The organism is Tabrizicola sp. (assembly GCF_041911175.1).
Classification (GTDB): domain Bacteria; phylum Pseudomonadota; class Alphaproteobacteria; order Rhodobacterales; family Rhodobacteraceae; genus Tabrizicola.
Map to the genome: position 1 here is coordinate 17202 of NZ_JAYRPN010000139.1, position 25461 is coordinate 42662.

Consider the following 25461-nt stretch of genomic DNA (forward strand, 5'->3'; position numbering starts at 1 on the left):
CCTGCCTTTCACATTTGCCCAAATATCCCCGCCGGAGGCCGTCCGAGGCCTTGTGCGTCCTTCACGCACAAAGTCGAGACAAAAGACTTGCGCGCCAGCGCTCGATTCGATTGACGCCCCCGACACAAGAAGCGCCCCCGCCAGCCCTTCAACCCCGACACTGGCCAAAGGCGCCCCCCTCCCCCTCGTGGGGAGGGACGGGGTGGGGGGTTCCCCGGCCAACCGATATCCGACCCCGGGGCGCAGCGCATGAGCCACTGGATCATCGCCCCCGTCGTCCTGCCCGCCGTCGCCGCCGCGCTGATGGTCCTCGCGCTGCGCGGGACCCTCGCCCTGCAACGCGTCCTGAGCCTCGCCGCGATCCTCGCGCTGAACGCCATCGCCCTCGCCCTCCTCCACGCCACCACCACCGGCGCGCCGCAGGCCTATTTCCTCGGCGACTGGCCCGCCCCCTTCGGCATCGTCCTCGTCCTCGACCGGCTCTCCGCCCTGATGGTCGCCCTCCTCGCCGCCCTGGCACTCCCGGTTGCCCTCTACGCCATCGGCTCCGGCTGGGACGCGAAAGGCGCGCATTTCCACCCGCTCCTGATGTTCCTCCTGATGGGGATCGGCGGCGCCTTCCTGACCGGCGACGCCTTCAACCTCTTCGTCTTCTTCGAGGTCCTGCTCATCGCCTCCTACGGGCTGATGATCCACGGCGGGGGCGAGGCGCGGACCCGCGCGGGCCTCCACTATGTCGCCTTCAACCTCCTGGGCTCTGCGCTCTTCCTCTTCGCGCTGGGGCTTCTCTACGCCACCACCGGCACGCTCAACATGGCCGACCTCGCCGTGAAGCTGCCGGACCTGCCCGAAGGCGACGCGGCCCTTCTGCGCACCGCCGCGGTGATGCTGTTCCTGGTCTTCGCCATCAAGGGCGCGCTGGTGCCGCTGCACTTCTGGCTCCCCTCGACCTATGCCAACGCGCCTGGAGTGACCGCCGCCCTCTTCGCGATCATGACCAAGGTCGGCGCCTATGCCACCTTGCGCTTCGCCAGCCTCGTCTTCCCGCCCGACCTGCCCGCGACCGGGTTGATCCTGCCGACCTTCCTCCTCCCCGCCGCGCTCCTCACCCTCGGCCTCGGGGCCATCGGCACGCTCGGCGCCGCCACCCTGCCCCGCCTCGCCGCCTTCGCCGGGATCGCCTCGATGGGCACTGTCTTCCTTGCCCTCGCGCAGATGAGCCCCGTTGCCAACGCCGCCGCGCTTTTCTATCTCGTCCACTCCACCCTCGCGACCGCGCTGATCTTCCTCGTGGCCGACCTCCTGAGCCGCCGCCGCGCCCACCTGCGCCTCGACACCCCCGCGAACATCACGCAACCCGGCCCGACCGGCGCGCTCTACTTCGCCGCCGCCATCGCGCTGGCAGGCCTGCCGCCGCTCTCCGGCTTCCCCGGCAAGCTGATGATCCTCGACGTCTGGCGCGACCAGGCCGCCGTGATCTGGCCCGCCGTCCTCGTCTCCTCCTTCCTGATGCTCCTCGGCCTCTCCCGCGCGGGCTCGTGCCTCTTCTGGAAACCCGGTTCCGACCCGGCGCCGACCGCCCCGCACGAGCCGCTGGCGCTCGCCGCAGCCTTCGCCCTTCTCGCGGGCCTCGCCGCCCTGACCGTCTTCGCCGGGCCCGTCACCGACTGGCTCACCGCCACCGCCGACGCCCTCTCCGACCCCGCCGCCTATATCGCCGCAAACCGGCTCGGGGTCGCGCCATGAGACGCCTCTTCCCCCACCCCGTCCTCTCTGCGACCCTGACCCTCCTCTGGCTCCTCCTCGCGAACCGCTGGACGCTCGGCAGCCTCATCCTCGCCCTGATCCTCGCCACGCTGATCCCGCTCCTCACTGCCCCCTGGTGGCCCGACCGGCCACGGGTCCGCCGCCCCTTCGGACTGGTCGGCTATCTCCTCGTCGTCATCCATGACGTGATCGTCGCCAGCTTCCAGGTTGCCCGCATCATCCTGTTCCTGCCCGCCGACCAGATCCGCTCCGCCTGGATCGCCGTGCCCCTCGACCTCACCTCGCCCGAGGCGATCAGCCTTCTTGCCGGGACCATCACCATGACCCCCGGCACACTCACTGCCGATGTTTCCGCCGACGGTCGCGCGCTTCTCGTCCACGCGCTGCACGCCCCCGATCCCGACGCCGTCCGGGACGAGATCAAGACCCGCTACGAAGCCCGGCTGAAAAGGATTTTCGCATGATCCTCTCCCCCGTCCTGTCGGTCGCCCTGACCTTCGCCCTCGGCTGCTTCGCCCTGGCGCTGGTCCTGAACCTGGTCCGCCTCTTCACCGCCCCCACCCTGACCGACCGCATCCTCACCGTCGACACCATGACGGTGAACACCATCGCGCTGATTGTGCTTCTCGGCCTCCGCACCGGTTCGGCGCTTTCGGTCGAGATCGCGCTCCTCTTCGCGCTGACCGGCTTCGTCTCCACCGTCGCCTTCTGCAAATACCTCCTGCGCGGGTGCATCATCGAATGACAACGTTCGCCGAATATCTCCTCGCCGCGCTCCTGGTCATGGGCGGCGGTTTCGGCCTGATCGGCAGCTATGGCCTCCTCAAGCTGAAGGACCCGATGCAGCGCCTGCACGCGCCCACGAAGGCCACTACGCTGGGCGTCGGCGCCGCGCTCGTCGCCTCGGCGCTGGGGCTCGCGCTCCAGGGCCACGGTATCGCCTGGCAGGAAATCCTCATCTCCGTCTTCCTGTTCCTCACAGCCCCCCTCTCGGCGCTCTACCTCGCCAAGACCCATATCCTGCACACGATCCGGCGCCGCGATCTGCCCCCCAGCGCCAGTGACGCGGCCTGGGCCACGCTGTCGCAGGGCACCGCCGGGGACCGCCCACCCGGAATTTGACCATCCGGTCAACATTTCCCGGCGAACCCCTTGCCCGACCGCCCCCCGCATGGCATCGTCCCCTGGTCCCGCACCCGTCTGGGAGAGGCCCGATGACCACGCTTTCCCCCGCCCGAACGGGCCTTTTGCCGCAAGTCACCCATGCCCGGAACCCCGGCATGGCGCTCGACCTCGACTGGGTGGCAAGCGTGCAGGCCAACACCTCCGCCATCGAACGCCGCGCCGCCACCCTGCCCGGTCGCCGAAGCGTGAAGAAGGAGTATCAGGCGGCCTGGCTCCTGAAGGCGATCAGCCTCATCGACCTCACCACCCTCAGCGGAGACGACACCGCAGGCCGCGTCCAGCGCCTCTGCGCCAAGGCCCGCCAACCCGTCGCGCCCTGGATGCTGGAGAAGCTGGGGATGCAGGGCCTGACCACCGGCGCCGTCTGCGTCTATCACGAGATGGTCGAAACCGCCGTCCGCGCCCTCGAAGGCACCGCGATCCCCGTCGCCGCCGTCTCCACCGGCTTCCCGGCGGGCCTCTCGCCCTACCGCTTGCGCATCGCCGAGATCGGCGAAAGCGTCCGTGCCGGGGCGCGCGAGATCGACATCGTCATCTCCCGCCGCCATGTCCTGACGCAGAACTGGCAGGCGCTCTACGACGAAATGCGCGACATGCGCGAGGCCTGCGGCGACGCCCATGTGAAAGCCATCCTCGCCACCGGCGAACTCGGCACGCTCCGCAACGTCGCCCGCGCGAGCCTCGTCTGCATGATGGGCGGCGCCGATTTCATCAAGACCTCGACCGGGAAAGAGGCGGTGAACGCCACCCTCCCCGTCTCCCTCACCATGATCCGCGCCATCCGCGACTATCAGGAGCGCACCGGCTTCAAGGTCGGCTACAAGCCCGCAGGCGGCATCGCCAAGGCCAAGGACGCGCTGGTCTACCTCTCGCTCATGAAGGACGAACTCGGCCATCCCTGGCTGCAACCCGACCTCTTCCGCTTCGGCGCCTCCAGCCTCCTCGGCGACATCGAACGCCAGCTCGAACACCACCTCACCGGCCACTACTCCGCCGCCAACCGCCACGCGATGGGTTAAGCAATGATCTGGATGCTAATTGCCGTAATCGAAGGTGAGCCCATCAAGACTAACCTGACGTTTGACAGTTTGTCGGCCTGTCTCGCTGCCGATGATGAGGTAAGGTTGGAACACGCGAAAGAGTTCAACGCCTGGGTGAGTTGGGCAGCGGAGAACCCTTCCGATTCATCCTATCCGGAGTCTCAAGCGTTCATGGAGAAGCGCATTGGGCTGAAAACCTACTACACTTGCATACCTCACAACGTCGAAGACATAGGCGCCCCATGACCATCAAGGAAATCTTCGACAGCATGGCCTACGGCCCCGCCCCCGAATCCGCCGCCGAAGCCCTCGCCTGGATCGCGAAACACGGCGGCACCTTCGGCCACTTCATCGACGGCACCTTCACCAAGCCGGGCGAGACCTTCACCACCTCCAACCCCGCCACCGGCAAGCCCCTCGCCGAAGTCACCCAGGGCACCGCCGATGACGTCGCCACGGCGGTGCAAGCCGCCCGCCGCGCCCAGCCGAAATGGGCCAGGCTCCCCGCCTTCAAGCGCGCGCAATACCTGTATGCTCTTGCAAGGCTCACCCAGAAACATTCCCGCCTCCTCGCCACGCTGGAAACCCTCGACAACGGCAAGCCGATCCGCGAGAGCCGCGACATCGACATCCCCCTCGTTGCCCGGCATTTCTCCTACCACGCGGGCCTCGCCCAGCTCCTCCCCTCCGAACACCCCGGCCTCGCCCCACTGGGAGTCTGCGGCGCCGTCATCCCCTGGAACTTCCCGCTCCTGATGCTCGCCTGGAAGGTCGCCCCGGCCCTCGCCGCCGGGAACACCGTGGTCCTCAAACCCGCCGAATACACCCCGCTCACCGCGCTGCTTTTCGCCGACATCAGCCGCGAGGCGGGCCTCCCCAAAGGCGTCCTCAACATCGTCACCGGCGACGGCGCGACCGGCGCCGCCCTCGTCGACGCGCCAGTGGACAAGATCGCCTTCACCGGCTCCACCTCCGTCGGCAAGCGCATCCGCGAGGCGACCGCAGGCACCGGCAAGGCGCTCACCCTCGAACTCGGCGGCAAGTCCCCCTACATCGTCTTCGACGACGCCGATCTCGACAGCGCCATCGAGGGGCTGGTCGACGCGATCTGGTTCAACCAGGGCCAGGTCTGCTGCGCCGGCTCCCGCCTCCTCGTCCAGGAAGGCGTCGCCCCCCGCTTCTACGACAAGCTGAAGCGCCGGATGGACGGCCTCCGCCTCGGCGACCCGCTGGACAAGGCCATCGACATCGGCGCCATCGTCGATCCCATCCAACTCGACACCATCACCCGGCTGGTCAGGGACAACCCCGAGGGTGACCACTACCAGGCCCCCTGCCCCCTCCCCGCGAGCGGATCCTTCTACCCCCCCACCCTCATCACCGGCCTCGGCACCGCCTCCCCGCTCATGCAAGAGGAAATCTTCGGCCCCGTCCTCGTCGCCATGACCTTCCGCACGCCCGAGGAAGCCGTCCAACTCGCCAACAACACCAAATACGGCCTCGCCGCCACCGTCTGGACCGAGAACATCAACCTCGCCCTCGACATCGCCCCCAAGCTGAAAGCCGGGGTCGTCTGGATCAACGCCACCAACCTCTTCGACGCCGCCGCAGGCTTCGGCGGCGTCCGCGAATCCGGCTTCGGCCGCGAAGGCGGCTGGGAGGGCCTGATGGCCTACCTCAAGCCCTCCGCCAAACCCGCCGCCCTCAAGACCGCGACCCCGATTGCGGCCCCCGAGGACCCGCAAGTCGACACCCTCGACCGCACCGCCAAGATGTACATCGGCGGCAAACAGACCCGCCCCGACAGCGGCTATTCGCAACCCGTCTACGGGCCCAAAGGCAAGCTCCTCGGCCACATCGGCATCGGCAACCGCAAGGACATCCGCAACGCGGTGGAGGCCGCCCATGCCGCCAAAGGCTGGGCCAGGACCACCGCCTACAACCGCGCCCAGGTCCTCTACTTCATCGCCGAAAACCTCTCCGCCCGCGCCGCCGAGTTCGCCACCCGCCTCCAAGACCTCACCGGCAAACCCGGCGCGCAGGAGGTGGACGCCGCGATCCAGCGCCTCTTCACCTACGCCGCCTGGGCCGACAAATACGACGGCGCCGTCAAATCCGTCCCGATCCGCGGCATCGCGCTTGCGATGAACGAACCCGTGGGCGTGATCGGCGCCCTCCTCCCCGACGAATGCCCCCTCCTCGGCCTCGTCTCCGTCATGGCCCCCGCCATCGCGATGGGCAACACCACGGTCCTCGTCCCCGGCACCGCCCCGCTCAGCGCCACCGATTTCTACCAGGTCCTCGACACCTCCGACGTACCGCCCGGAGTCGTCAACATCGTCACCGGCCCGGCGCAGGACCTCGCCAAAACCCTCGCCGGCCACCTGGACGTAGGCGCCGTCTGGAGCTTCTCCTCCCACCCCCTCTCCGCCCTCATCGAGCGCGAGGCGGCAGGCAACCTCAAACGCACCTGGGTCAACCACGCCCGCGCGCGCAACTGGCTGGGACCCGAGGGCGAAGGCCGGGCGTTCCTGTCCCAGTCCACCGAGGTCAAGACCATCTGGGTGCCGTATGGGGAGTGACCCGTAGGTCGGGGCTTGCCCCGACTCTCACGGGATGCGCATTCATTGTGCAGCCGCACTGAGAGGTCGAGACCCTACTCAGCGATCCTTAGTGTTGCATCAGCCTTCCCCTCGCACCGGAACAAGAGACGTCACCGGAACGCCATGGACGCGAAGGTCAAAGATGTCAGGCCGAGAGTAATGCCCTGCCGAGTCGCAGGCGGTCTTTGCGGCGCGGATGACAGAGGGATCGGCCTCGAAGGTCAGAATCGTCTCTTCGCCGCGAGGTGCCCGGGCCACGATCTCGCCGCGAGGATCGATGATCAGACTGCCTGCCCCACTGGAATAGGCAAGCGAACGAAACTGTTCGGGCACGAGGTCAGGGGTGATGATCCCCCCGACGGAGATGACATAGCACGCCCCTTGCGATGCAAAGGCCCGCGACAGAAGTTCCTGTCGCGACCAAAGCGCCTCGGGTGACGCGGGTACGGTGGCAGGTTCTCCCCCAGGCCAATTGGCGACATGCACTTGGGTGCCTTGCGCCATCAGTGCATAGCCAGGTAGCACCATCTGGTGTTCCCAGCACGCCAATGTGCTGATACGGGCGTAAGATCGCTCCCATACAGTCAGATCATCTCCGCGCCCCTCACCCCAGGCAATACGCTCCTCCATGGTCGGCTTCAGCTTGCGGTGGCAACCCAGAATGCGGCCTTCGCGCCCAATCACCAAGTTGGTGCAATAGACCGTTCCGCGTGTCCGGCTTTCAAGCTCGACCACTCCAATCACGACATCCACATCTGCGGACTTGGCAGCGTCGCAAAGCGCGTCCGTCTCTGGACCGGGGATCGTCATCGCCTGATCCAGATACAATTGCGCCGCATCCCAGCGGGCAGCCGATGATTCAGCAAAGGCAAAGAAGGCATAACCGGGAATCCAGGTTTCGCCAAAGGCAGCCAGGGAAGCACCCTTCCGACCAGCTTCCGCAATCAGGCAAATTGCCTTTTCAACTGAGGCTTGACGATCCAGGTAAATGGGCGCCGCCTGAATGGCAGCAAGGATGAAGTGTTCGGACACGGACCACCTCCCAACTTGCTCGGCAAACGTAGCACATGAAGCGAACTCCGCAGCAATTTTCCAGTCGATCTTCTGCGCTTCACCTTGGTCCGACCAGGCCGCCGCTACCTCGATTCGCCCCTCAAGGTTAACGCCCCACCCCCCATACGCGCGTATGGCCGCTTTCCATACGCTTCCCATACGGTTTCCAGACTCCCGAAAAGCCCAAATCCCCCGGATTAACCCAGCGTTCCCAACCCCTTACTCGGAGTTCCTTGCGGCCTCAGGCCCGCCCCGCCGCCGCGCTCAGGGTCAAGGGATCAATCCCCATCCCCCGCAGCGCCGCCGACCACTTGGCCCCGTCATCCGGCGCAAACAGCAACCCCTCCGGAGCCTCACAGGTCAGCCAGTCGTTCCGCGCGATCTCGGCCTCCAGCTGACCCGGCCCCCAGCCGGAATAGCCCAATGCCAGCAAAGCCTTGCCCGGCCCCCCGCCTGAGGCCAGGGCCTCCAGCACGTTGATCGTCGCGGTCATCTCCAGGCCGCCCGGCACCTTCATCGTGCCCTCGCCGTCCCGCGCCCAGTCGGCGGAGTGCAGGACAAACCCCCGCCCCCGCTCCACCGGGCCGCCGAAATGCACGCGGATGTCGCGGCCCTCGGGCCCCAGGGGGATGTTCAGATGCTCCAGCAGCCCGGAAAAGCTCAGCTCTTCCAAGGGCTTGTTGACGATCAACCCCATCGCCCCCTCGTCGGAATGGGCGCAGACCAGCACCACGCTCCGCTCGAAGCGCGGGTCGGCCATTCCCGGCATGGCGATCAGGATCTGTCCGGCAAGGTCCATGCCCCAAACATGACCCGCAAACCCCGGCCCGGCAAGACCCGGACCAGTGCCAAAACGCCACGCTCACGGCGCTTCGCCGAAAGGTGATTTCCCAATCCGCCCGCATTTCCTATGTTCCCCCCATGATCAAGACCGCTGCCACCCTCGCGCTCCTCGCCGCGCCCGCCCTTGCCACGACGCAGGACGACGTGCTTGCCGCCCAGCTAAGGCCCGGATATCAGATGGAAAACGGCAGCTACATGGCCGCTGTCGAACTCCAGCTTGCCCCCGGCTGGAAGACCTACTGGCGCAGTCCGGGTGATGCCGGGATTCCGCCCAGCTTCGACTGGTCGGGGTCCGAGAATGTGAAATCCGTCCGCCTGCACTGGCCCGCGCCCGAGGTGTTCGAGGCCAACGGGATGCAGACCATCGGCTACCACGAACGCCTTGTCCTGCCGGTGGAAATCACCCCCGAGGACCCGTCCCGCCCGGTCCGGCTGTCGGTCGTCATGGCGCTTGGCGTCTGCGACGAGATCTGCCTGCCCGCCACCATCGACCTGACGTCCAACCTTACAGCCCCCGGCGCCCCGGACCCCAGCATCAAGGCCGCGCTGCAGGCCCGGGCCGAGACGGCGGGCGAGGCGGGTGTCACCTTCGTCGCCTGCCAGGTCGACCCGATCACCGACGGGTTGCGCGTCACCGCCCGCGTCCGCCTGCCTGACCCCGGCCGTCCAGAGGTTGTGGCCTTCGAGACAGCCGACCGCCAGGTCTGGGTGTCCGAGGCCATCACCCAGCGCCAGGGCGGAGAGCTGGTCAGCTCGGCCGAGCTTGTCCCGCCGAACGGCGCGCCCTTCGCGCTGGACCGGTCCGGGATCACGCTGACCATCCTTGCTGCCGGGGGCGCGGTCGAGGTGAAGGGTTGCCCCGCCGCACCTTGAGCGGCCCGGTTGTGGCCCTGACCCGCAGGGCCTAGTCTGCCGACATGGGAATCGCCGCCGAGATCGCTGACGACTGGCACGCCGCGCTGGCCGCTCTCGCCTGGGAGGTCGAGGCGGGCGCGGACGAGACGATCCTCGACGCTCCGGTCAACCGCTACGAGCTTGCGGCGGAGGCCCCCAAGCCACTGTCGGCGAAGCCTGTTTCGCCGCCCGTCGCCGCTGATCCGGTCCAGGCCGACCCCGCCGCCGCCGCCCGTTCAGCCGCCGCACGCGCGCAGACGCTGGATGCCCTGCGGGATGCCATCTCCGGTTTCGACCTATGCGAGCTGAAGAAGGGCGCGCGGAACACCGTCTTCGCCGACGGCAACCCGAAGGCCCGTGTGCTGATCCTGGGCGAGGCACCGGGGGCCGAGGAAGATCGCGAAGGTCGCCCCTTCGTCGGCCGTGCGGGCCAGCTTCTGGACCGGATGCTCGCCGCCATCGGCCTGTCGCGCACCAGCCCCGACAGCGAAGCCGCGTTCTACATCACCAACGTCATGCCCTGGCGGCCCCCCGGCAATCGCGACCCGGACCCGGCGGAAATCGCGATGATGATGCCCTTCGTCGAGCGCCACATTGCGCTGGTCGACCCGCAGGTGATCGTGGCGGTCGGCAACACCTCCCTCTTCGCCCTGACCGGCTCAAAAGGCATCCTGCGGGCCCGCGGGAACTGGACGCTGGCCCTTGGCAAGCCGCTTCTTCCGATGACCCATCCGGCCTATCTCCTGCGCAACCCCGCCGCCAAGCGCGAGGCCTGGGCGGACCTCCTGTCCCTGCAAGCAAGGCTACGGGGATGAAGGTTGCTTTTTCGCTTCTGTTTCTGGCCTCACCATCCGGAGCCGAGCCGTGGATCGACTATGAGCTTCTTTTCCAGCAGAATGCCGACAAGATTGTGGTCACGACGGATGCCATGGGCACAGTCACGCGCAGCATTGACCTAGGCGACGGGGTCACGGTGTCATGTTCGGATGAGGGCTGCATCGGAGTAGATATGAAGGGAGGGGTCGGATGCTCATGGCTGATCTTCTCCGAATTGCTGGCCGTGGCCGAAGTCTGCGATCTACCGAAGGACCAGACAGCGAACCTGACAGAGTTTCAGCGGAAGCAGACAGCCTTCATCGCCGAGAATGCTGTGCCGCCGCGAAGTTTGGCCGAAGTCGAAGGGTATCATCGGCAGACGGTCGACCTGTTTCGCTTGGGCGGCGCTGGCGCGAAACCTCTGGACTGCAAGGCGATCACTGCACCTGACTCCGATGCCATGGTTATGTTGAAGAATCTGTCTGACTCTCTTGCCAAGCAAAACTTGGAAGACCTGAATTTTGAACCCCGCCTGCCCGTGATGAACCCCTGTTTCTGAGGTCCCATGCTTCCCGTCGAACCGCTGACCCTTCTCGCCTTCATCCCCGCCGGGCTGGCGCTGAACCTCACGCCGGGGGCGGACATGATGTTCTGCCTTGGCCAGGGGCTGAAATCCGGCTGGAAGCCCGCGATGGCGGCGAATTTCGGCATCGCGACGGGCGGGATGGTGCACACCCTTCTCGCTGCGCTTGGCCTCGGGGCGCTGGTTGCGGCGCATCCGGCGGCTTTCGAGGCGATCCGCTGGCTGGGGGTCGGCTACCTGCTCTGGCTCGCCGTGGCCGCCCTGCGCGCCTCGCCCTTCGCGGCCGAGGCCAAGGTGGTGCCGACTTCCACCGCCAAGGCCTTTGGCCAAGGGCTGATGGTCAACCTCTTGAATCCCAAGGTGATCCTCTTCATCCTCGCCTTCCTGCCACAGTTCGTCGATCCCTCGCGCGCAATCCTGCCGCAGTTCCTGACGCTCGGCCTGGTGTTCAGCTTCGGCGGGCTTCTGGTCAACGGGGCCATCGGTATTTTCGCGGGCTCCATCGGCCAGCGCGTCGCGCGCTCGGCAGGGCTGGCGAAATGGCTCTCCCGGATCAGCGCCACGATCTTTGGCGCGCTGGCCCTGCGGCTGGCGCTGATGCCCCGGAGCTAGAGATGCCGCGCATCGACGAGAGCCTGCCCTTCCACCCGGTCCGTATCGCGGTGCTGACGGTCAGCGACAGCCGCACGCCCGGCACGGACAAGTCCGGTGACACACTGGTCGAGCGGTTGACGCAGGCCGGTCATGTGCTGGCCGACCGCGGAATCGTGACCGACGACCGGCCCGCCATCACCGCCCGCCTGCGCGGGTGGATCGCCGATCCGCAGGTGGATGTGATCCTGACCACCGGCGGCACCGGCCTCACCGGCCGCGATGTCACGGTCGAGGCCCACCGCGAGGTCTACGAGAAGGAGATCGAGGCCTTCGGGACCGTCTTCACCATCGTCTCCATGCAGAAGATCGGCACGTCAGCCGTGCAAAGCCGCGCCACCGGGGGCGTGGCGGGGGGAACCTATCTCTTCGCCCTTCCGGGCAGCCCCGGCGCCTGCCGCGACGCCTGGGACGAAATCCTGAAGCCGCAACTCGACAGCCGCCACCGGCCCTGCAACTTCGTCGAGATCATGCCGCGCCTGGAAGAGCACCTGAAGCGGAAGTGACGCCTCGCCGGAAACCTCCTCGTTCGCCTTCGGCTTCTCGTCGGGGATGCGCCCGCGAGGAACGAGGTTCCCGACGAGCAGACCGCTTGCCGTGCCCCGTTGGCTTTGCGATAGAGGGCGAAACCGGACAAGGGGACGAACATGGCTTTCCGCGCCCGCCATCTTCTGGGGATCGAGCAGCTTGCACCCTTGGAGATCACGACCGTCCTCGACCTGGCCGAGCGCTATGTCGACCTGAACCGCCGCACGGTGAAGCAGTCCGACGTGCTGGCCGGGATGACGCAGATCAACCTCTTCTTCGAGAATTCGACCCGCACCCAGTCCAGCTTCGAACTGGCTGGGAAACGGCTGGGCGCGGATGTGATGAACATGTCGGTGGCGAATTCCTCGGTGAAGAAGGGGGAAACCCTGATCGACACCGCGATGACGCTGAACGCGATGCACCCGGACCTGCTGGTGGTCCGCCACGGTGCAAGCGGCGCGGTCAACCTGCTGGCCCAGAAGGTGGATTGCGCGGTGCTGAACGCGGGCGATGGGCGGCATGAGCATCCGACGCAGGCGCTGCTCGATGCCCTCACCATCCGCCGCGCCAAGGGCCGCATCCAGCGCCTGACCATCGCCATCTGCGGCGACATCGCCCATTCCCGCGTCGCCCGCAGCAACCTGATCCTGCTGGGAAAAATGGAGAACCGCCTGCGCCTGATCGCCCCGCCGACGCTGATGCCTTCGGGGGTTGAGGACTTCGGCTGCGAGTTGTTCGACGACATGCGCGAGGGGCTGAAGGGCGCCGACGTGGTGATGATGCTGCGGCTGCAGAAGGAGCGGATGGACGGCGGCTTCATCCCTTCGGAGCGCGAGTACTACCACCGCTACGGGCTGGATGCCGAGAAGCTCAGCCACGCCGCGCCGGATGCCATCGTCATGCACCCCGGCCCGATGAACCGGGGGGTAGAGATCGACGGGGACCTCGCCGACGACATCAATCGAAGCGTGATCCAGGACCAGGTGGAGATGGGTGTGGCCGTGCGGATGGCCTGCATGGACCTTCTCGCGCGGAACCTGCGGGCCGAGCGCGGGCGGAAGATCGTGGGGATGATGGCGTGAAGCGCCGGTCCGCCGTAGGGTGCGCTACAGCGCACCTCTTCCCGGTGGAGCGGCGCGCGGTAGCGCACCCTACGCGACTCCGGCGCGCGACCTCCACCGCGTGACCCCCCTCCCGCTCCGCCCCAATGAAACCGTGCTCTGGGAGGGCGCCCCCGTCCCCGGCCTGCACCAGCGCGGCAAGGCTGTGTTTCTGATGATCTTCGGCCTGCCCTTCCTGATCATCGGCATCGCCTGCTTCTTCTTCGGCCTGCACCGTCTGACCCAGGCCCCCACCCTATCGGACGCCGGTCTCGCGCTCTTCCTCACCGCCTTCGGCCTGCCCTTTGCCGCCCTCGGGGCCTTCCTCGTCTTCGGCCCGCTGGTCGAGGCCCGCACCGCGTCCCGCGACATCCGCTACGCGCTCAGCACACGCGCGGCCTATGTGCAGCGGACGGGGCGGTTCCCCAGCCTCAAGGTCTACCCGATCACCCCTTCGACCCACCTGGAACTGGAACCGGGCAAACGCGCCTCGACCATATGGCTGCACGCCCGGCTTGAGCGGGACTCGGACGGCGACCTCGGCACGACGAAGGCAGGCTTTGAAAACATCGCCGAGGGTGAGAAGGTGTTCGGAATGATCCGCGATTTGCAGGACAAGCCCGCATGACCCCCGACCCCGACCGCAAGCCCACACGTCAGGAGATGCGCCAGGGCGGCATGGTGGCCGCGGCCGTCCTCGTCTTCATCGCGGTCTTCACCACCGTCATCGTCTGGATCGCCTGATGGCCCGGATCTCACCCGACAGCCTCCCCGGCCCCGCCCCCCCATTGCAGGGCGGCGAAACGCTGGTCGCCGAGTTCCGTGCCGACCGCCTCGCCTACTGGCGCAGTCACCTGATCATGGCCGTGGTGCTTGGCGTCGCGGCCGGGCTGTTCCTTATCCTCCTGGGCAACCCTTATCCCGCCGCCGGTCCCTTCGGCGCCGTTCTGGCCATTGGCGCGCGGGCGGCCTATCTTGCCCCGCAGGCACTGGCCGAAGTCTGGCGGCTGACCGACCGCCGTCTCCTCGGACCCGATGGACGGGCGATCCCGCTGGCCCGCATCCGCTCGGCCCGGCCCTTCCTTGGCGCGGTGCAGATCACCACCACGACCGGCGACCGCGCGCTTATCCGATACCAGTCCGACCCCGATGCCACCGCAACCCGCATCACGGAGCGATCATGACCAGTGTCAGCATTCCCGCCCATGACCAGCACGGACTTCGCGTCTTCACCGCGCGCCTGACCCCGGAAGACCTGCGGCGCGACAAGGCCGCCCTGGTGGCCGATCTTCTGCACGACCCTGACCTCGACCCTGCCTTCGTCGAGATCTTCGATCTGGCCGACCTGTCGGGCGTCGGGCTGGCGGGCTACCTGACCGAAGGCCTGGGCGTGCCCGACGCCGCAGTTGCCGCCGACCGGGCGCGGCTGGACACCTTGCAGGGCCCGGTCCTGATCCTGCTGTCCAAGGCGCTGCACGGACGGGCCGCCACGCTGACCCCCGACCCACGCCTGACCCTTGTCGGCACCTTTGCCGAAGCCAGCCCGCCGGTGCATTTCGAACCGCTGCCGACCGCTGCGGCGAAAGGCACGCTGACCCCCAACCTTCCGCCCGACCGCACCCCGCAACGCCCGACCCGGGCCTTCCTCCTTCTTGGCCTCGCCCTCCTCCTGGTGGCGGGCGTCACGTTCTGGCTGGCCCGGGGCTGAGTTCCAGTGGACAACCCGCCCGCGCCGTCGCATATCGGGCCAGCCCTTCGGACGGACCGGACATGACCACGCTGCACTTCGCCAACGCCCGCCTGATCGACCCCGAGGCCGGGACGGACACCCTGGGCAGCCTGACGGTGAAGGGCGGGCTGATCCTTGCCCGCGACGAAAAGGCGCCGAAGGGCGCGCGGGTCGTCGACTGCGGGGCCAGATGCCTCGCGCCCGGGATCGTCGACTGGGGCGTCAAGATCGGCGAGCCGGGGGAACGGCACCGCGAAAGCTTCGGCTCGGCGGGTCAGGCGGCGGCGGCAGGCGGCGTGACGACGATCATCGCCCGGCCCGACACCTCCCCCGCCATCGACACGCCAGAAACGCTGGAATTCGTCACCCGCCGCGCGGCGGAAGCCCCGGTGCGCATCCGCCACATGGCCGCGCTGACCAAGGCGCGCGAGGGGCGCGAGATGACCGAGATCGGCTTCCTCCGCGATGCCGGGGCGATTGCCTTTTCGGATGTGTTCCGCGTCTCGACCGAGGCCAAGGCGATCACCCGCGCGATGAGCTATGCCCGCTCGCTGGGCGCGCTGGTCGTCGGCCACCCGCAGGATCCCGGCCTGTCGTCAGGCGCCTCGGCAACCTCGGGCAAGTTCGCCTCGCTGCGCGGCATCCCCGCCGTCTCGCCGATGGCGGAACGGATGGGCCTCGAACGCGACCTCGCGCTGGTCGAGATGACCGGCGTCCGCTACCACGCCGACCAGATCACCACCGCCCGCGCCCTGCCCGCGCTGGCCCGGGCCAAGGCCGCCGGGCTGGACGTGACGGCGGGGACCTCGATCCACCACCTCACGCTGAACGAATTTGACGTCGGCGACTACCGGACCTTCTTCAAGTTCACCCCGCCGCTTCGGTCGGAACCGGACCGGCTGGCGATGGTCGCGGCTGTAGCGGACGGCACCATCGACGTGATCTCCTCGCTGCACACCCCCGCCGACGAGGAATCGAAACGGCTTCCCTTCGAGGACGCCGCTGCCGGGGCCGTCGCGCTGGAGACTTTCCTCCCGGCAGCGATGCGGCTTTTCCACGCCGGGCATCTGGACCTGCCCTCGCTCTTCCGCGCGATGGCTCTGAATCCGGCGAACCGGCTGGGGCTGCCGCAGGGGCGGCTGGCCCTTGGGGCACCTGCGGACCTTGTCCTCTTCGACCCCGACGCCCCCTTTCTGATGGACCGCTTCAAGCTGCGGTCGAAGTCGAAGAACACTCCGTTTGACGGCGCACGGATGGAGGGTAAGGTGCTGGCCACCTGGGTCGGCGGGATGCAGGTCTTTGCGGCGGAAGAGTGAGACATGCCTGATTTCGTGACCTCGCAGGGGATGCTGCTCCTGACTGCCGTGCTCGGCTACCTGCTGGGATCGATCCCCTTCGGCATCCTGGTGACGCGGGCGATGGGCCTGGGCGACCTGCGCTCCATCGGGTCGGGGAACATCGGGGCCACCAACGTGCTGCGGACCGGGAACAAGCGGGCGGCCCTGGCGACGCTGCTCCTCGACGGCGGCAAGGGGGCGCTGGCGGTGCTCATGGCCCGCTGGTTGGTGGGCGGCGAGGATGCGGCACAGGTGGCGGGGCTGGCGGCCTTCCTGGGGCACCTCTATCCGGTCTGGCTGGGCTTCAAGGGCGGCAAGGGGGTGGCGACCTTCCTCGGCCTCTTCCTCGCACTCGACTGGCGGGTCGGGGTCTGCCTCTGCCTGACCTGGCTGGTGACGGCGGTAGCGACGCGGTATTCCTCGATCGCGGCGCTGTTCGCGGCGGCTAGCGCGGGGCTGTGGGTCCTGTGGTGGACCGACGGGAGCCTGCTGGTCCTCGCGCTGGTCCTGACCGTGCTGGTCTATGTCCGGCATTCGGCGAACCTCGGCCGGTTGAAGGCGGGGACAGAGCCGCGGATCGGACAGAAGAAGGGCTGACAGTCCGCGCAGGACGTGGCTTCCGAAATCAACGGAATCAACGGGTTATTTGTGGGCGTTTACGGTCCGGCAACGCCTCCGACTTCCGCCCGCCGAAGATTTCGTACCGCCGCACGGCCTTTCCCGACGAAGCAACGAAGGCGAACAGGCCCGCTGGGCAGCCTAGCCGCGCACCTCGACCGCCGCATCGACGATGGCCGCCGCGATATAGTCCAGCTCACCTTCCGTCAGCCGCGTCGGCAGCCGCACGTCGCAGGCCCGCATCAACATGGCCCGGGTCTGCGGCAATTCCGGGGTCTCCCCTAAAAACTGCCAGTTCCAGAACGCCCGCGCATTGCCCTCGCTCAGCCCGAAGACCTGCACCGAGACCCCCCGCGCCTTCGCCGCCGCCTGGAAAGCCACCGCCTCGGCATCCGACCAGTCGCCCAGCAGGTTGAACTGGATCGAATCCGGCGCGCGGCTCTCCGGCCCCAAAGCCTCCGGCACGGCCAGATGCGCCGAACCGTTCAGGACGCCCGCCACCCGGTCATGCCCCGCCCGCCCCTTCGCCACCCGCTCGGCCACCAGCGGCAGTTGCGGCCGGATCACCGCCGCCGACAAGTTCTGCATCCGCAGGTTATAAAGCGGCAGCTTGTTCTGCCAATGTGCGCAGGAATTGGTCAGCCCCGGATGCTTCTTCCAGTTGGTCTCGTAAGCCCCCGACATGATGATCGCCCGCGCCGCCACTTCGGGATCGTCGGTGATCATGATCCCGCCCTCGCCCGCGTTCACCAGCTTGTAGGACTGGAAGCTGAAGCAGCCGACACGACCGATGGTCCCGATGTTCCGCCCGCCCCAGACCGTCCCCAGCGAATGCGCCGCATCCTCGATCACCGGCACCCCGGCGGCGTCACACAAGGCCATGATCGCGTCCATGTCCGAGGTATGCCCCCGCATGTGGCTGATCATCACCGCATCCGCGCCCGGCAGCTTTGCCGCGAAATCCGCCATGTCGACGCGGTAGTTCTCTCCGACCTCGACCAGCACCGGCACGCAGTCGGCATGGACGACCGAGGACGGCACCGCCGCGAAGGTGAAAGCCGGGATCAGCACCTTGGCCCCCGCAGGCAGGTCCAGCGCCTTCAAGGACAGGAACAGCGCCGCCGAACAGGACGACACGGCCAGCGCATAGCGGGCACCCAGAAGCTCGGCGAACTCGGCTTCCAAGAGGGCCACCGGCGCATCCGAGGGCGCGGTATAGCGGAACAGGTCGCCCGAGGAGAGCAGCCGCTCGATCTCGGCCCGCGCGGCTTCGGGGATCGGCTCGGCATCATAGACGTTCGGAGCCAGGGTCTGACCGTCGGGAGCCATCATGCACCTTTTCTTAATCTCGCGTTAAGAAAAGATGTAAACTCCTGTCAGATCACGCGCCAGTGACAAAATCTTCCCCTTGCAGCTTTCCGCCTAGATTTTCGTCCCCGCGCGCGCCGCGACCATAAGCATTGTGGTCTCCAGCTCGTGCCAGGCCGTGCGGGCCATCGACCGGAACCCCAGGATCTCGAAGGCATGATCACCCGTGCGCAGGATCACCACGTTCATGTGGTTCAACTGCGTGCGGATCACCCGACCCACCGGGAGGGCCGCCAACCGCAGGTCGACCGGCACCAGCCGCGCCAGCACGTCGACCGCACCCGCCCCCGAAAGCGCCAGCGCCGCCCAGCCGTCCGACTGGTCCGTCAGCGCCGCCCCCTCCAGCGCGGGCGGTTCGGCCCCCATCAGGAAGGCCTGCTCCCGCCCGGTCCAGACGATCCGCGCGCCCTTCTTCTCGGCGAAGGCATTCGGCTCGGGCATCGCCAGACCCAGGGTCCTCAACCCCTTCGCCACGGCCTTTCCCCCGCCGGGGAACACGGCAATCGAAGAGATCGGCCCGACATCCACCTCGGCCAAGGTCACCGTCCCCAGCGTCAGGCTGCGCCCCTCAAGGGCGGATTTCGCGATGAGTTCAGGCACGCAGCTTCTCCCCCTCCGGGTCGTGGACGACCGGGTTCACCACTTCGCAGATCACGTCGAGGCCCCGCAGGTGGTCGACCAGCCGGATCTTCTCGCCCAGCCGGGCGCGGCCATCCTTGAGGAAGCCAAGCCCCAGGAAGGCCCCCACCGTCGGCGACCAGCACACGCTTGTCACATAGCCCTGATCCGTCTCGCGGTGCACCTCCTGCCCCGGCACGAAGAGATGCGCCCCCGCAGAAATCGGCGCCTGCGCCTTCAGGCCGACCAGCTGCTCGCGCTCTGGCCCCCACATCCCGGGCCGCGTCGCCGCCGCCTTGCCGATGCAGTCCTTCTTCGCGCTGACCATCTTCTCCATGCCGATGTCATAGGCCGTGACCCGGCCATGAATCTCGGCGTGCGTAATAAAGCCCTTCTCGATCCGCAGGACGTTCAGCGCCTCCATCCCGTAGGGACCGCCGCCCATCGTCTCGGCCCGGGCCAGCAGGTCGCGGAACAATGCCTCGCCGAACCGGGTAGGCACGGCCAGCTCATAGCCCTCCTCCCCGCTGAACGAGATGCGGAAGAGCCGCCCGTCGACGCCCCCGATCCGCACCGGGGCCACCCCCATGAAGGGAAGCTCGACCGGCACTTCCAGGAAGGAATTGACCAGCGCCCGCGCCATCGGCCCGGCCACCGCGAACTGCGCCCAGCTTTCGGTCACGCTGATGAACCGCACCTGCCAGTCGGCACAGAAGGCCTGATGCACGAAGTCCAGATGCCGCATCACCAGCCCCGCCGCCGCCGTGGTGGTGGTCATCAGGTAGTGATCTTCGCCCAACCGCGCCGAGGTGCCGTCATCCAGCACCAGCCCGTCCTCGCGCAGCATCAGCCCATAGCGGACCCGGCCCACCGGCAGGGTGGAGAAGGTGTTGGTATAGACGAAATCGAGGAACCGCCCGGCATCCTTGCCCTGAATGTCGATCTTGCCCAGCGTCGAGACATCGGCCACGCCGACCGCCTGCCGCACCATGTTCACTTCGCGGTCGCAGGCCTCGCGCCAGGTGGCCTCCCCCGGCTTCGGGAAATACGACGGGCGATACCAGAGCCCCGCCTCGATCATCGGCGCATGGCGGTCGCGGCTCGCCTGGTCGCTGGTCAGGAAGCGTTGCGGCGCGAAGCCCTCGGCGCGGCCCCCGGCCCCCATCGCCGCAATCGACACCGGCGTATAGGGCGGTCGGAAGGTCGTTGTCCCGGTTTCGGGAATGGCCCGCCCCGTCGCATCCGCCAGCACCGCCAGCGCCCCGACGTTGGAATTCTTGCCCTGGTCCGGCGCCATGCCCTGCGTCGTATAGCGCTTCATATGCTCGACGCTGCGATAGCCTTCCTGCGCCGCCAGCTTCACGTCCTTGGTCGTCACGTCATTGGCAAAGTCGAGCCAGGCCCGCCCCTTGCCCTCGACCGCCCAGAGCGCCTTCAGCCGATAGGGCGCATCCTCCGCCTCGGGCACCGGGACCGACACCTTCCGCCCCAAAGCCTCCACCATCTTCACCGCCGCCGCATGGCCCGTCGCCAGCGCGCCGTGGGTGGACATGGAGCCATTCGCCGCCCCCACCGCGACAAGGCCCGGCACCGCGCCCTCCATCGGCACGAAGGCCGCCAGCTCCTCGCTCCACCGGGGCCGTCCGTTCATGTGGCAGGTCAGGTGGAGCGTCGGGTTCCAGCCGCCCGACATCGCCAGACAGTCGGTCTCGATCTCGATGACCTCCGACCCCTTGCGCACCTGGATGCCGGACAGCCCCAGCCGCCCGCGACTGCCCACCACTTCGGCCCCGACATGCACCGGGCAATCCTCCACCGCACTGGCCTCGGGCCGGGGGTCGATGATCGCCGCCACCGTCACCCCCGCCGCCATCAGCTCCCGCGCCACGCCCCGCGCCTGGTCGGTGTTGGCAAACAGCGTCACCCGCCTGCCCGGTACCACGCCATAGCGGTTGAGATAGGTCCGCACGCCCGAGGCCATCATGATCCCCGGCCGGTCGTTGTTCTCGAAGGCCACGGGCCGTTCCAAGGCCCCCGAGGCAAGCACCGCATGCTGCGCCACGATCCGCCAGAAGCATTCCCGCGGCAGGTTCGGACGCGCGGGCTTGTGCAGCCCCACCCGCTCCAGCGCGCCATAGGTGCCGTTGTCATAGGCCCCCGTCACCGTCGTCCGCGCCATGATCCGCACGTTGGGCAGCGCCTGCAACTCCGCCACCACCTGCGCCACCCAGTCGCCCGCCGCCATCCCGCCAACGGTCTGGTTGTCGGAGAGCAAACGCCCGCCGAGCGCATGGCTCTCCTCGCACAGGATCACATCCGCCCCCGCACGGCCAGCGGTCAAGGCCGCCATCAGCCCCGCCGGACCCGAGCCGATCACCAGCACATCGCAGAAGGCGAAGGCCTTTTCGTAGGTCCCCTCGTCATGCTTGCCCGACAGGCTGCCCAGCCCCGCCGCGCGGCGGATGATCGGCTCGTACAGCCCCTCCCAGAAGGCGCGCGGCCACATGAAGGTCTTGTAGTAGAAGCCCGCCGACAGGAAGGGCGCGAGGTAGTCGTTCACCGCCAGCAGGTCATACTTCAGCGATCCCAGCCGGTTCTGGCTTTGCGTGACCAGCCCCTCGAACACCTCCTGCACCGTCGCCCGCACGTTCGGCGTCTGGTTGGTGGCGCCGATGACCTCGACCAGCGCGTTCGGCTCCTCCGACCCCGCCGTCAGGACGCCGCGCGGGCGGTGATACTTGAACGACCGCCCCATCAGCCGCACGTCGTTCGCCAGCAAAGCCGAGGCCAGCGTATCCCCCTTGTACCCGGCGTAATCCTTGCCGTCGAAGCGGAAGCGGACCGGCTTCGTGCGGTCGATGAGGCCCTTGCCGTCGATCCTCATTTCGCCCTCTCCGCCACCAGTTCGACGCCCGTGCTCTCATGCGTGACCGTGTTCCGCGTGACCAGAAGCCACTGCGCGCAGCCCGCCTCATGATACCAGAGGTCCTTCGTCACTCCCGCCGGATTGTCCCGCAGGTGCAGGTAGTTGTCCCAGTCGGTTAGCGGAGCGCCCTCCGCCGGACGGTGCAGGAAATCCTCCGCCCCGTAGTAATAGAACTCCCGCCGGTCGCGGGTGCCGCACAAGGGACAAGTCAGCCGCATCTCCCGGCCTCCGCTTTCATCTTTGCAATAATATCCCCGCCGGAGGCATCCGACGCTGCGGCAAGGCGCACCGATGCGTTCCTTGCGCGCCGCCGAGGCCAAGCGCCTCCCCTCCCCCTCGTGGGGAGGGGCCGGGGGTGGGGGGCCGCCGTCAGGTCCATGCGCATCGCCATCTCAATGCAAGTTATGCTGGCTGCCGGTGCCTTCTTCATCCAGAAGATGCCCCGTCGCGAACCGGTCCAGCCGGAACTTGCGCGCCACCTCATGCGGCTCGCCGGTCGCCATCAGATGCGCCATGCACCAGCCCGAAGCCGGCACCGCCTTGAACCCGCCGTAGTTCCAGCCGCAGTCGAGGAACAGCCCCTCGACATGCGTCTTGTCGATCACTGGCGAGCCGTCCGGCGACATATCCATGATCCCGCCCCATGACCGCAGCACCTTGGCGCGGCCGATCATCGGCATCAGGGTCATCCCCGCCTCCATCACATGCTCGACCATCGGCAGGTTCCCTCGCGCGGCGTAGCTGGCGTAGAAATCGAGATCACCCCCGAAGACCAGCCCGCCCTTGTCGGACTGGCTGATATAGAAATGCCCCATCCCGAAGCTGACGACATGGTTGATCACCGGCTTCAGCCCCTCGGTCACGAAAGCCTGCAGGATGTGCGATTCGATCGGCAACCGCATCCCCGCCATCGCCGCCACCTGGCTTGACCGCCCCGCCACCACGATCCCGACCTTCTTCGCCCGGATCGCTCCTCGGGTGGTCTGCACGCCGCGAACCACCCCGTTCTCGATGTCGATCCCCGTGACCTCGCAGTTCTGGATCAGGTCCACCCCGCGCTTGTCCGCCCCCCGCGCATAGCCCCAGGCCACCGCGTCGTGCCGGGCCGATCCCCCGCGCGGATGCAGCAAGCCGCCATAGATCGGGAACCGGGTCTGCTCGAAATCCAGATAGGGCAGATGCTCCCGCACCCCGTCCCGGTCCAGCAGGATCGCGTCATCCCCCTGGTTGATCATCGCATTGCCGCGCCGGGCGAAGGCATCCCGCTGCCCGTCCGAATGGAACAGGTTGATCAGCCCCCGCTGCGAATGCATGACGTTGTAGTTGAGGTCGGCTTCCAGCCCCTCCCACAGCTTCAGCGAATGCGAATAGAACTCGCTGTTGCCCGGCAGGAAGTAGTTGGCCCGAACAATTGTGGTGTTCCGCCCCACGTTGCCGCCGCCGAGGTAGCCCTTCTCCAGCACCGCGACATTGGTGATCCCGTGGTTCTTCGCCAGGTAATAGGCCGTCGCCAGCCCGTGCCCGCCGCCGCCGATGATCACCACGTCATAGTCCGCCTTCGGCGCCGGGTCGCGCCAGGCGGGCGTCCAGCCCTTGTTGCCGAACAACCCTTCCGTGATGACCTTGAGGCCGGAATAGCGCATGGATCAACTCCCCTGACCCGGCCATCAAAGCGGGTCAGGAGGAGTTATTCAACCGCCAACCGTTCAAACCTTTGCCAGCCGCGACATAAAGACGTCGCGGAAGGCGGTTCCCGGCCCTCGCCGCTCAATGCCCGCCGCTCAGTGCCGGACGCAGGGTCTCGAACAGGAACCAGACCCGGCGCTCGGCATTGTCGATCCAGACCTCGATCATGCTCGCCGTGGCGACGTCGCCGTGTTCGTCGCACAGGTCATGCACCTCGCGCAGCGCCGCGACATAGGCCTTGTTGTCCTCCATCAGCTCGGCCAGCATGTCGGCGGGCTCGACATAACCGGCTTCGTTCGGCTTCACCCGCGTCATCGCCGCAACCTGGTTGATGGATTTCAGCGTCGCGCCACCGATCTTGCGGGCGCGTTCGGCAATGTCGTCCGTCCCCGCCAGGATCTGCGCCGCCTGTTCGTCCAGCATCAGGTGATAGTCGCGGAAATGCGGGCCCGAGACATGCCAGTGAAAGTTCTTGGTCTTGAAATACAGCGCGAAACTGTCGGCCAGAAGCCCGTTCAGCGCCGCCGAGATGTCCTTGACCGCATTGTCGCCCAGGTCGGACGGGGTCTTCAGCCTGCCCCGCGCGGGCTGGGCTTGCGTCGTGTTCGCCATTGTCGTGCTCCTCGATCTTGCCCCCGGCGGGGGTCGGCAAGGCAACCCGGCACGCAGTCAGGTGGTTCCCGGCGACGATGCCGCGCCCCTTCGCACCCTCAGCCGTTCAGCGCCGCCGCGTCATGCGGTCCGCGGCAATGCGCATGGTCGGCCAGGCTTTCCAGCACCGCGCAGCGTTCCGCCCGCCCGCCCCGACAGGCAGCGAGCATCCGCTCCAGTTCCGACTCCAGCCCCTTCAGCGCGTCGATCCGGCGGCGCACGTCGGTCAGCCGCTCCTCGGCCAGTCGGTCGGCAGCGGCGCAGGGCTGGTCGGGATGCGCCGACAGCTCCAGCAGCCCCCGGATCGCCTCCATCCCGAAGCCCAGGTCGCGGGCATGGCGGATGAAGCGCAGCCGGGCGAGGTCGCGCGCCGCATAGAGCCGCTGGCCCCCCTCGCTGCGCGGCGGCGCGGGCAGCAGGCCCCGCTCCTCGTAGAAGCGGATGGTCGTCACCTTGACCCCGCTTTCCCTCGCGGCCTCGCCGATCGTCACGTCGCGCATCACGCCCACCTTTCCGCTTGCCTCTACAGTCACTGTAGATGCTATCGCCGATTCGACAGATCAAGGATGGAGCAGGAAAATGTCGGCCAGTTGCGGACACAACGTCAGTTTCGATGGCACCTCTGCCGGGTATCGCCGCGCGCTCTGGGCGGTGATCGCGCTGAACGCCGTCATGTTCGCGGTCGAGATCACCGCCGGGGCGCTGGCCGGGTCGCAGGCCCTGCGCGCCGATGCGCTGGATTTCCTCGCTGACGCGCTGACCTATGGCGCAAGCCTCTGGGTCATCGGCCGCGCCGCCCGGCTGCGGGCCAAGGTGGCGCTGGTCAAGGGCCTGTCGCTCCTGACGATGGGGCTCTGGGTCTTCGGCTCCACGCTCTGGCTGGTCTTCGGCCCCGGCCTGCCCCGCGCGGAAGTCATGGGCGTGGTCGGCGCGCTGGCACTGGCGGCCAACCTCGCCAGCGTGCTGATCCTGATGCGCTACCGCGACGGCGACGCCAATGTCCGCTCGGTCTGGCTCTGCTCGCGCAACGACGCGGTGGGCAACGTGGCGGTGATGGGTGCGGCCCTGCTGGTCGGCCTGACCGCGACGCCCTGGCCCGACCTGGCGGTCGCCGCCGCAATGTCGGGGCTGTTCCTGTCCTCGGCCTGGCAGATCCTGGCCCGCGCCCGGGCCGAGTTGCGCCACGTCGCTGCGGGCCACGACCATCCGCAGGACCATGATCACCACCACGGCCACGCCCATTAGCCCTCGCGGTCGGGCCGACCCGGCACCCGGGTCGGCCCTGCGGCCTTACAGTCCCTTTGACCTGTAGGTCTGTGCGACTCGACCGATGGAGACGATGTAGGCGGCCACCCGCAGGTCCTCGACGTCCTGGCGCGAGTGCCAGATCTCGCGCATCGCCTGGTAGGCCGTCCGCATCGTGTCGTCCAGGCCCGAGCGCACCAGCGCCAGCTCGTCCGAGCCG

28 protein-coding genes and 1 pseudogene are annotated in these 25461 nt (G+C 67.7%); 19 read left to right on the top strand and 10 right to left on the bottom strand.

The window, feature by feature from the left end:
• The first annotated feature begins 249 nt into the window (after nucleotides 1-249).
• The 7 genes from ACE3P6_RS19140 (at nucleotide 250) to ACE3P6_RS19170 (ending at nucleotide 6574) form a co-directional block, all read left to right on the top strand.
• The gene (locus tag ACE3P6_RS19140; RefSeq protein WP_374398035.1) at nucleotides 250-1746 is read left to right on the top strand and encodes a monovalent cation/H+ antiporter subunit D; all 1497 of its coding nucleotides are present in this window, start codon (nucleotides 250-252) and stop codon (nucleotides 1744-1746) included.
• Complete coding sequence (locus ACE3P6_RS19145; RefSeq protein ID WP_374398036.1) at nucleotides 1743-2231, top strand: Na+/H+ antiporter subunit E; 489 nt, start codon at nucleotides 1743-1745, stop codon at nucleotides 2229-2231. The genes ACE3P6_RS19140 and ACE3P6_RS19145 overlap by 4 nt, the downstream gene beginning before the upstream one ends.
• Nucleotides 2228-2512, top strand: coding sequence for a K+/H+ antiporter subunit F (locus tag ACE3P6_RS19150; protein WP_374398037.1), 285 nt, complete (start codon nucleotides 2228-2230; stop codon nucleotides 2510-2512). Before ACE3P6_RS19145 ends, ACE3P6_RS19150 begins: the two co-directional genes overlap by 4 nt.
• The gene (locus ACE3P6_RS19155; RefSeq protein WP_374398038.1) at nucleotides 2509-2889 is read left to right on the top strand and encodes a Na+/H+ antiporter subunit G; all 381 of its coding nucleotides are present in this window, start codon (nucleotides 2509-2511) and stop codon (nucleotides 2887-2889) included. Before ACE3P6_RS19150 ends, ACE3P6_RS19155 begins: the two co-directional genes overlap by 4 nt.
• Before the next feature lie 92 nt (nucleotides 2890-2981).
• Nucleotides 2982-3971: a deoxyribose-phosphate aldolase gene (deoC, locus tag ACE3P6_RS19160; protein ID WP_374398039.1), complete on the top strand. Its 990-nt coding sequence runs from the start codon at nucleotides 2982-2984 to the stop codon at nucleotides 3969-3971.
• A gap of 3 nt (nucleotides 3972-3974) precedes the next feature.
• A complete protein-coding gene (locus ACE3P6_RS19165) occupies nucleotides 3975-4238 on the top strand; it encodes a hypothetical protein (RefSeq protein ID WP_374398040.1) in 264 nt (87 codons plus the stop codon).
• Entirely contained in the window at nucleotides 4235-6574 is a 2340-nt protein-coding gene (locus tag ACE3P6_RS19170; protein ID WP_374398041.1) for an aldehyde dehydrogenase family protein, read from the top strand. The genes ACE3P6_RS19165 and ACE3P6_RS19170 overlap by 4 nt, the downstream gene beginning before the upstream one ends.
• Before the next feature lie 99 nt (nucleotides 6575-6673).
• On the opposite strand, the gene ACE3P6_RS19175 is transcribed toward ACE3P6_RS19170, so the two are convergent.
• Together ACE3P6_RS19175 and ACE3P6_RS19180 are read right to left on the bottom strand one after the other, a co-directional pair.
• On the bottom strand, nucleotides 6674-7627 hold the full coding sequence (locus ACE3P6_RS19175; protein WP_374398042.1) for a carbon-nitrogen hydrolase family protein: 954 nt from the start codon (nucleotides 7625-7627) through the stop codon (nucleotides 6674-6676).
• Nucleotides 7628-7889: 262 nt separating this feature from the next.
• Nucleotides 7890-8447, bottom strand: coding sequence for a YqgE/AlgH family protein (locus ACE3P6_RS19180; protein ID WP_374398043.1), 558 nt, complete (start codon nucleotides 8445-8447; stop codon nucleotides 7890-7892).
• Between the two features lie 122 nt (nucleotides 8448-8569).
• Here ACE3P6_RS19180 and ACE3P6_RS19185 point away from each other — a divergent pair, with 122 nt between their 5' ends.
• The 11 genes from ACE3P6_RS19185 to plsY all read left to right on the top strand — a co-directional run bounded on the left by ACE3P6_RS19185 (nucleotide 8570) and on the right by plsY (nucleotide 16726).
• Entirely contained in the window at nucleotides 8570-9364 is a 795-nt protein-coding gene (locus ACE3P6_RS19185; RefSeq protein WP_374398044.1) for a protein-disulfide reductase DsbD domain-containing protein, read from the top strand.
• A gap of 44 nt (nucleotides 9365-9408) precedes the next feature.
• Complete coding sequence (locus ACE3P6_RS19190; RefSeq protein WP_374398045.1) at nucleotides 9409-10200, top strand: uracil-DNA glycosylase family protein; 792 nt, start codon at nucleotides 9409-9411, stop codon at nucleotides 10198-10200.
• A complete protein-coding gene (locus ACE3P6_RS19195; RefSeq protein WP_374398046.1) occupies nucleotides 10197-10760 on the top strand; it encodes a hypothetical protein in 564 nt (187 codons plus the stop codon). Before ACE3P6_RS19190 ends, ACE3P6_RS19195 begins: the two co-directional genes overlap by 4 nt.
• Nucleotides 10761-10766: 6 nt before the next feature.
• Nucleotides 10767-11396, top strand: a complete 630-nt coding sequence (locus ACE3P6_RS19200) for a LysE family translocator (RefSeq protein ID WP_374398047.1) — start codon at nucleotides 10767-10769, stop codon at nucleotides 11394-11396.
• 2 nt (nucleotides 11397-11398) lie between these two features.
• A complete protein-coding gene (moaB, locus tag ACE3P6_RS19205; protein WP_374398048.1) occupies nucleotides 11399-11941 on the top strand; it encodes a molybdenum cofactor biosynthesis protein B in 543 nt (180 codons plus the stop codon).
• A gap of 141 nt (nucleotides 11942-12082) precedes the next feature.
• On the top strand, nucleotides 12083-13045 hold the full coding sequence (locus ACE3P6_RS19210) for an aspartate carbamoyltransferase catalytic subunit (protein WP_374398049.1): 963 nt from the start codon (nucleotides 12083-12085) through the stop codon (nucleotides 13043-13045).
• Between the two features lie 100 nt (nucleotides 13046-13145).
• Nucleotides 13146-13691, top strand: coding sequence for a hypothetical protein (locus ACE3P6_RS19215; protein WP_374398050.1), 546 nt, complete (start codon nucleotides 13146-13148; stop codon nucleotides 13689-13691).
• Nucleotides 13692-13806: 115 nt separating this feature from the next.
• Complete coding sequence (locus ACE3P6_RS19220) at nucleotides 13807-14247, top strand: hypothetical protein (RefSeq protein ID WP_374398051.1); 441 nt, start codon at nucleotides 13807-13809, stop codon at nucleotides 14245-14247.
• Complete coding sequence (locus ACE3P6_RS19225) at nucleotides 14244-14771, top strand: hypothetical protein (protein ID WP_374398052.1); 528 nt, start codon at nucleotides 14244-14246, stop codon at nucleotides 14769-14771. The genes ACE3P6_RS19220 and ACE3P6_RS19225 overlap by 4 nt, the downstream gene beginning before the upstream one ends.
• Nucleotides 14772-14833: 62 nt before the next feature.
• Nucleotides 14834-16108 (top strand): dihydroorotase, encoded by a 1275-nt coding sequence (pyrC, locus tag ACE3P6_RS19230; RefSeq protein ID WP_374398053.1) that lies wholly within the window; start codon nucleotides 14834-14836, stop codon nucleotides 16106-16108.
• Between the two features lie 3 nt (nucleotides 16109-16111).
• Nucleotides 16112-16726 (top strand): glycerol-3-phosphate 1-O-acyltransferase PlsY, encoded by a 615-nt coding sequence (gene plsY / locus ACE3P6_RS19235; RefSeq protein WP_374398054.1) that lies wholly within the window; start codon nucleotides 16112-16114, stop codon nucleotides 16724-16726.
• 162 nt (nucleotides 16727-16888) lie between these two features.
• Here the strand turns inward: plsY and ACE3P6_RS19240 are convergent, their stop codons facing one another.
• From ACE3P6_RS19240 to ACE3P6_RS19270, 7 genes are all read right to left on the bottom strand, one after another.
• Nucleotides 16889-18076 carry a DegT/DnrJ/EryC1/StrS family aminotransferase gene (locus tag ACE3P6_RS19240; RefSeq protein WP_374398062.1) on the bottom strand — a complete coding sequence of 396 codons (1188 nt, stop codon included), beginning with the start codon at nucleotides 18074-18076 and terminating at the stop codon, nucleotides 16889-16891.
• A gap of 93 nt (nucleotides 18077-18169) precedes the next feature.
• Nucleotides 18170-18715 (bottom strand): sarcosine oxidase subunit gamma, encoded by a 546-nt coding sequence (locus tag ACE3P6_RS19245; protein ID WP_374398055.1) that lies wholly within the window; start codon nucleotides 18713-18715, stop codon nucleotides 18170-18172.
• Nucleotides 18708-21617 (bottom strand): sarcosine oxidase subunit alpha family protein, encoded by a 2910-nt coding sequence (locus ACE3P6_RS19250; protein WP_374398056.1) that lies wholly within the window; start codon nucleotides 21615-21617, stop codon nucleotides 18708-18710. The genes ACE3P6_RS19245 and ACE3P6_RS19250 overlap by 8 nt, the downstream gene beginning before the upstream one ends.
• Nucleotides 21614-21877 (bottom strand): sarcosine oxidase subunit delta, encoded by a 264-nt coding sequence (locus ACE3P6_RS19255; protein ID WP_374398057.1) that lies wholly within the window; start codon nucleotides 21875-21877, stop codon nucleotides 21614-21616. The genes ACE3P6_RS19250 and ACE3P6_RS19255 overlap by 4 nt, the downstream gene beginning before the upstream one ends.
• Before the next feature lie 174 nt (nucleotides 21878-22051).
• Nucleotides 22052-23302 carry a sarcosine oxidase subunit beta family protein gene (locus ACE3P6_RS19260; protein WP_374398058.1) on the bottom strand — a complete coding sequence of 417 codons (1251 nt, stop codon included), beginning with the start codon at nucleotides 23300-23302 and terminating at the stop codon, nucleotides 22052-22054.
• Between the two features lie 124 nt (nucleotides 23303-23426).
• Nucleotides 23427-23957, bottom strand: a complete 531-nt coding sequence (locus tag ACE3P6_RS19265) for a Dps family protein (protein ID WP_374398059.1) — start codon at nucleotides 23955-23957, stop codon at nucleotides 23427-23429.
• A 98-nt stretch (nucleotides 23958-24055) separates the two neighbouring features.
• Entirely contained in the window at nucleotides 24056-24496 is a 441-nt protein-coding gene (locus ACE3P6_RS19270) for a helix-turn-helix domain-containing protein (RefSeq protein WP_374398060.1), read from the bottom strand.
• A gap of 79 nt (nucleotides 24497-24575) precedes the next feature.
• Between ACE3P6_RS19270 and ACE3P6_RS19275 the strand changes: the two genes are divergently transcribed.
• Nucleotides 24576-25241 (top strand): cation transporter, encoded by a 666-nt coding sequence (locus ACE3P6_RS19275; RefSeq protein WP_374398061.1) that lies wholly within the window; start codon nucleotides 24576-24578, stop codon nucleotides 25239-25241.
• 45 nt (nucleotides 25242-25286) lie between these two features.
• Here ACE3P6_RS19275 and ACE3P6_RS19280 read toward each other — a convergent pair.
• Nucleotides 25287-25461: pseudogene (locus ACE3P6_RS19280) on the bottom strand (glutamate dehydrogenase); the annotation flags it as partial.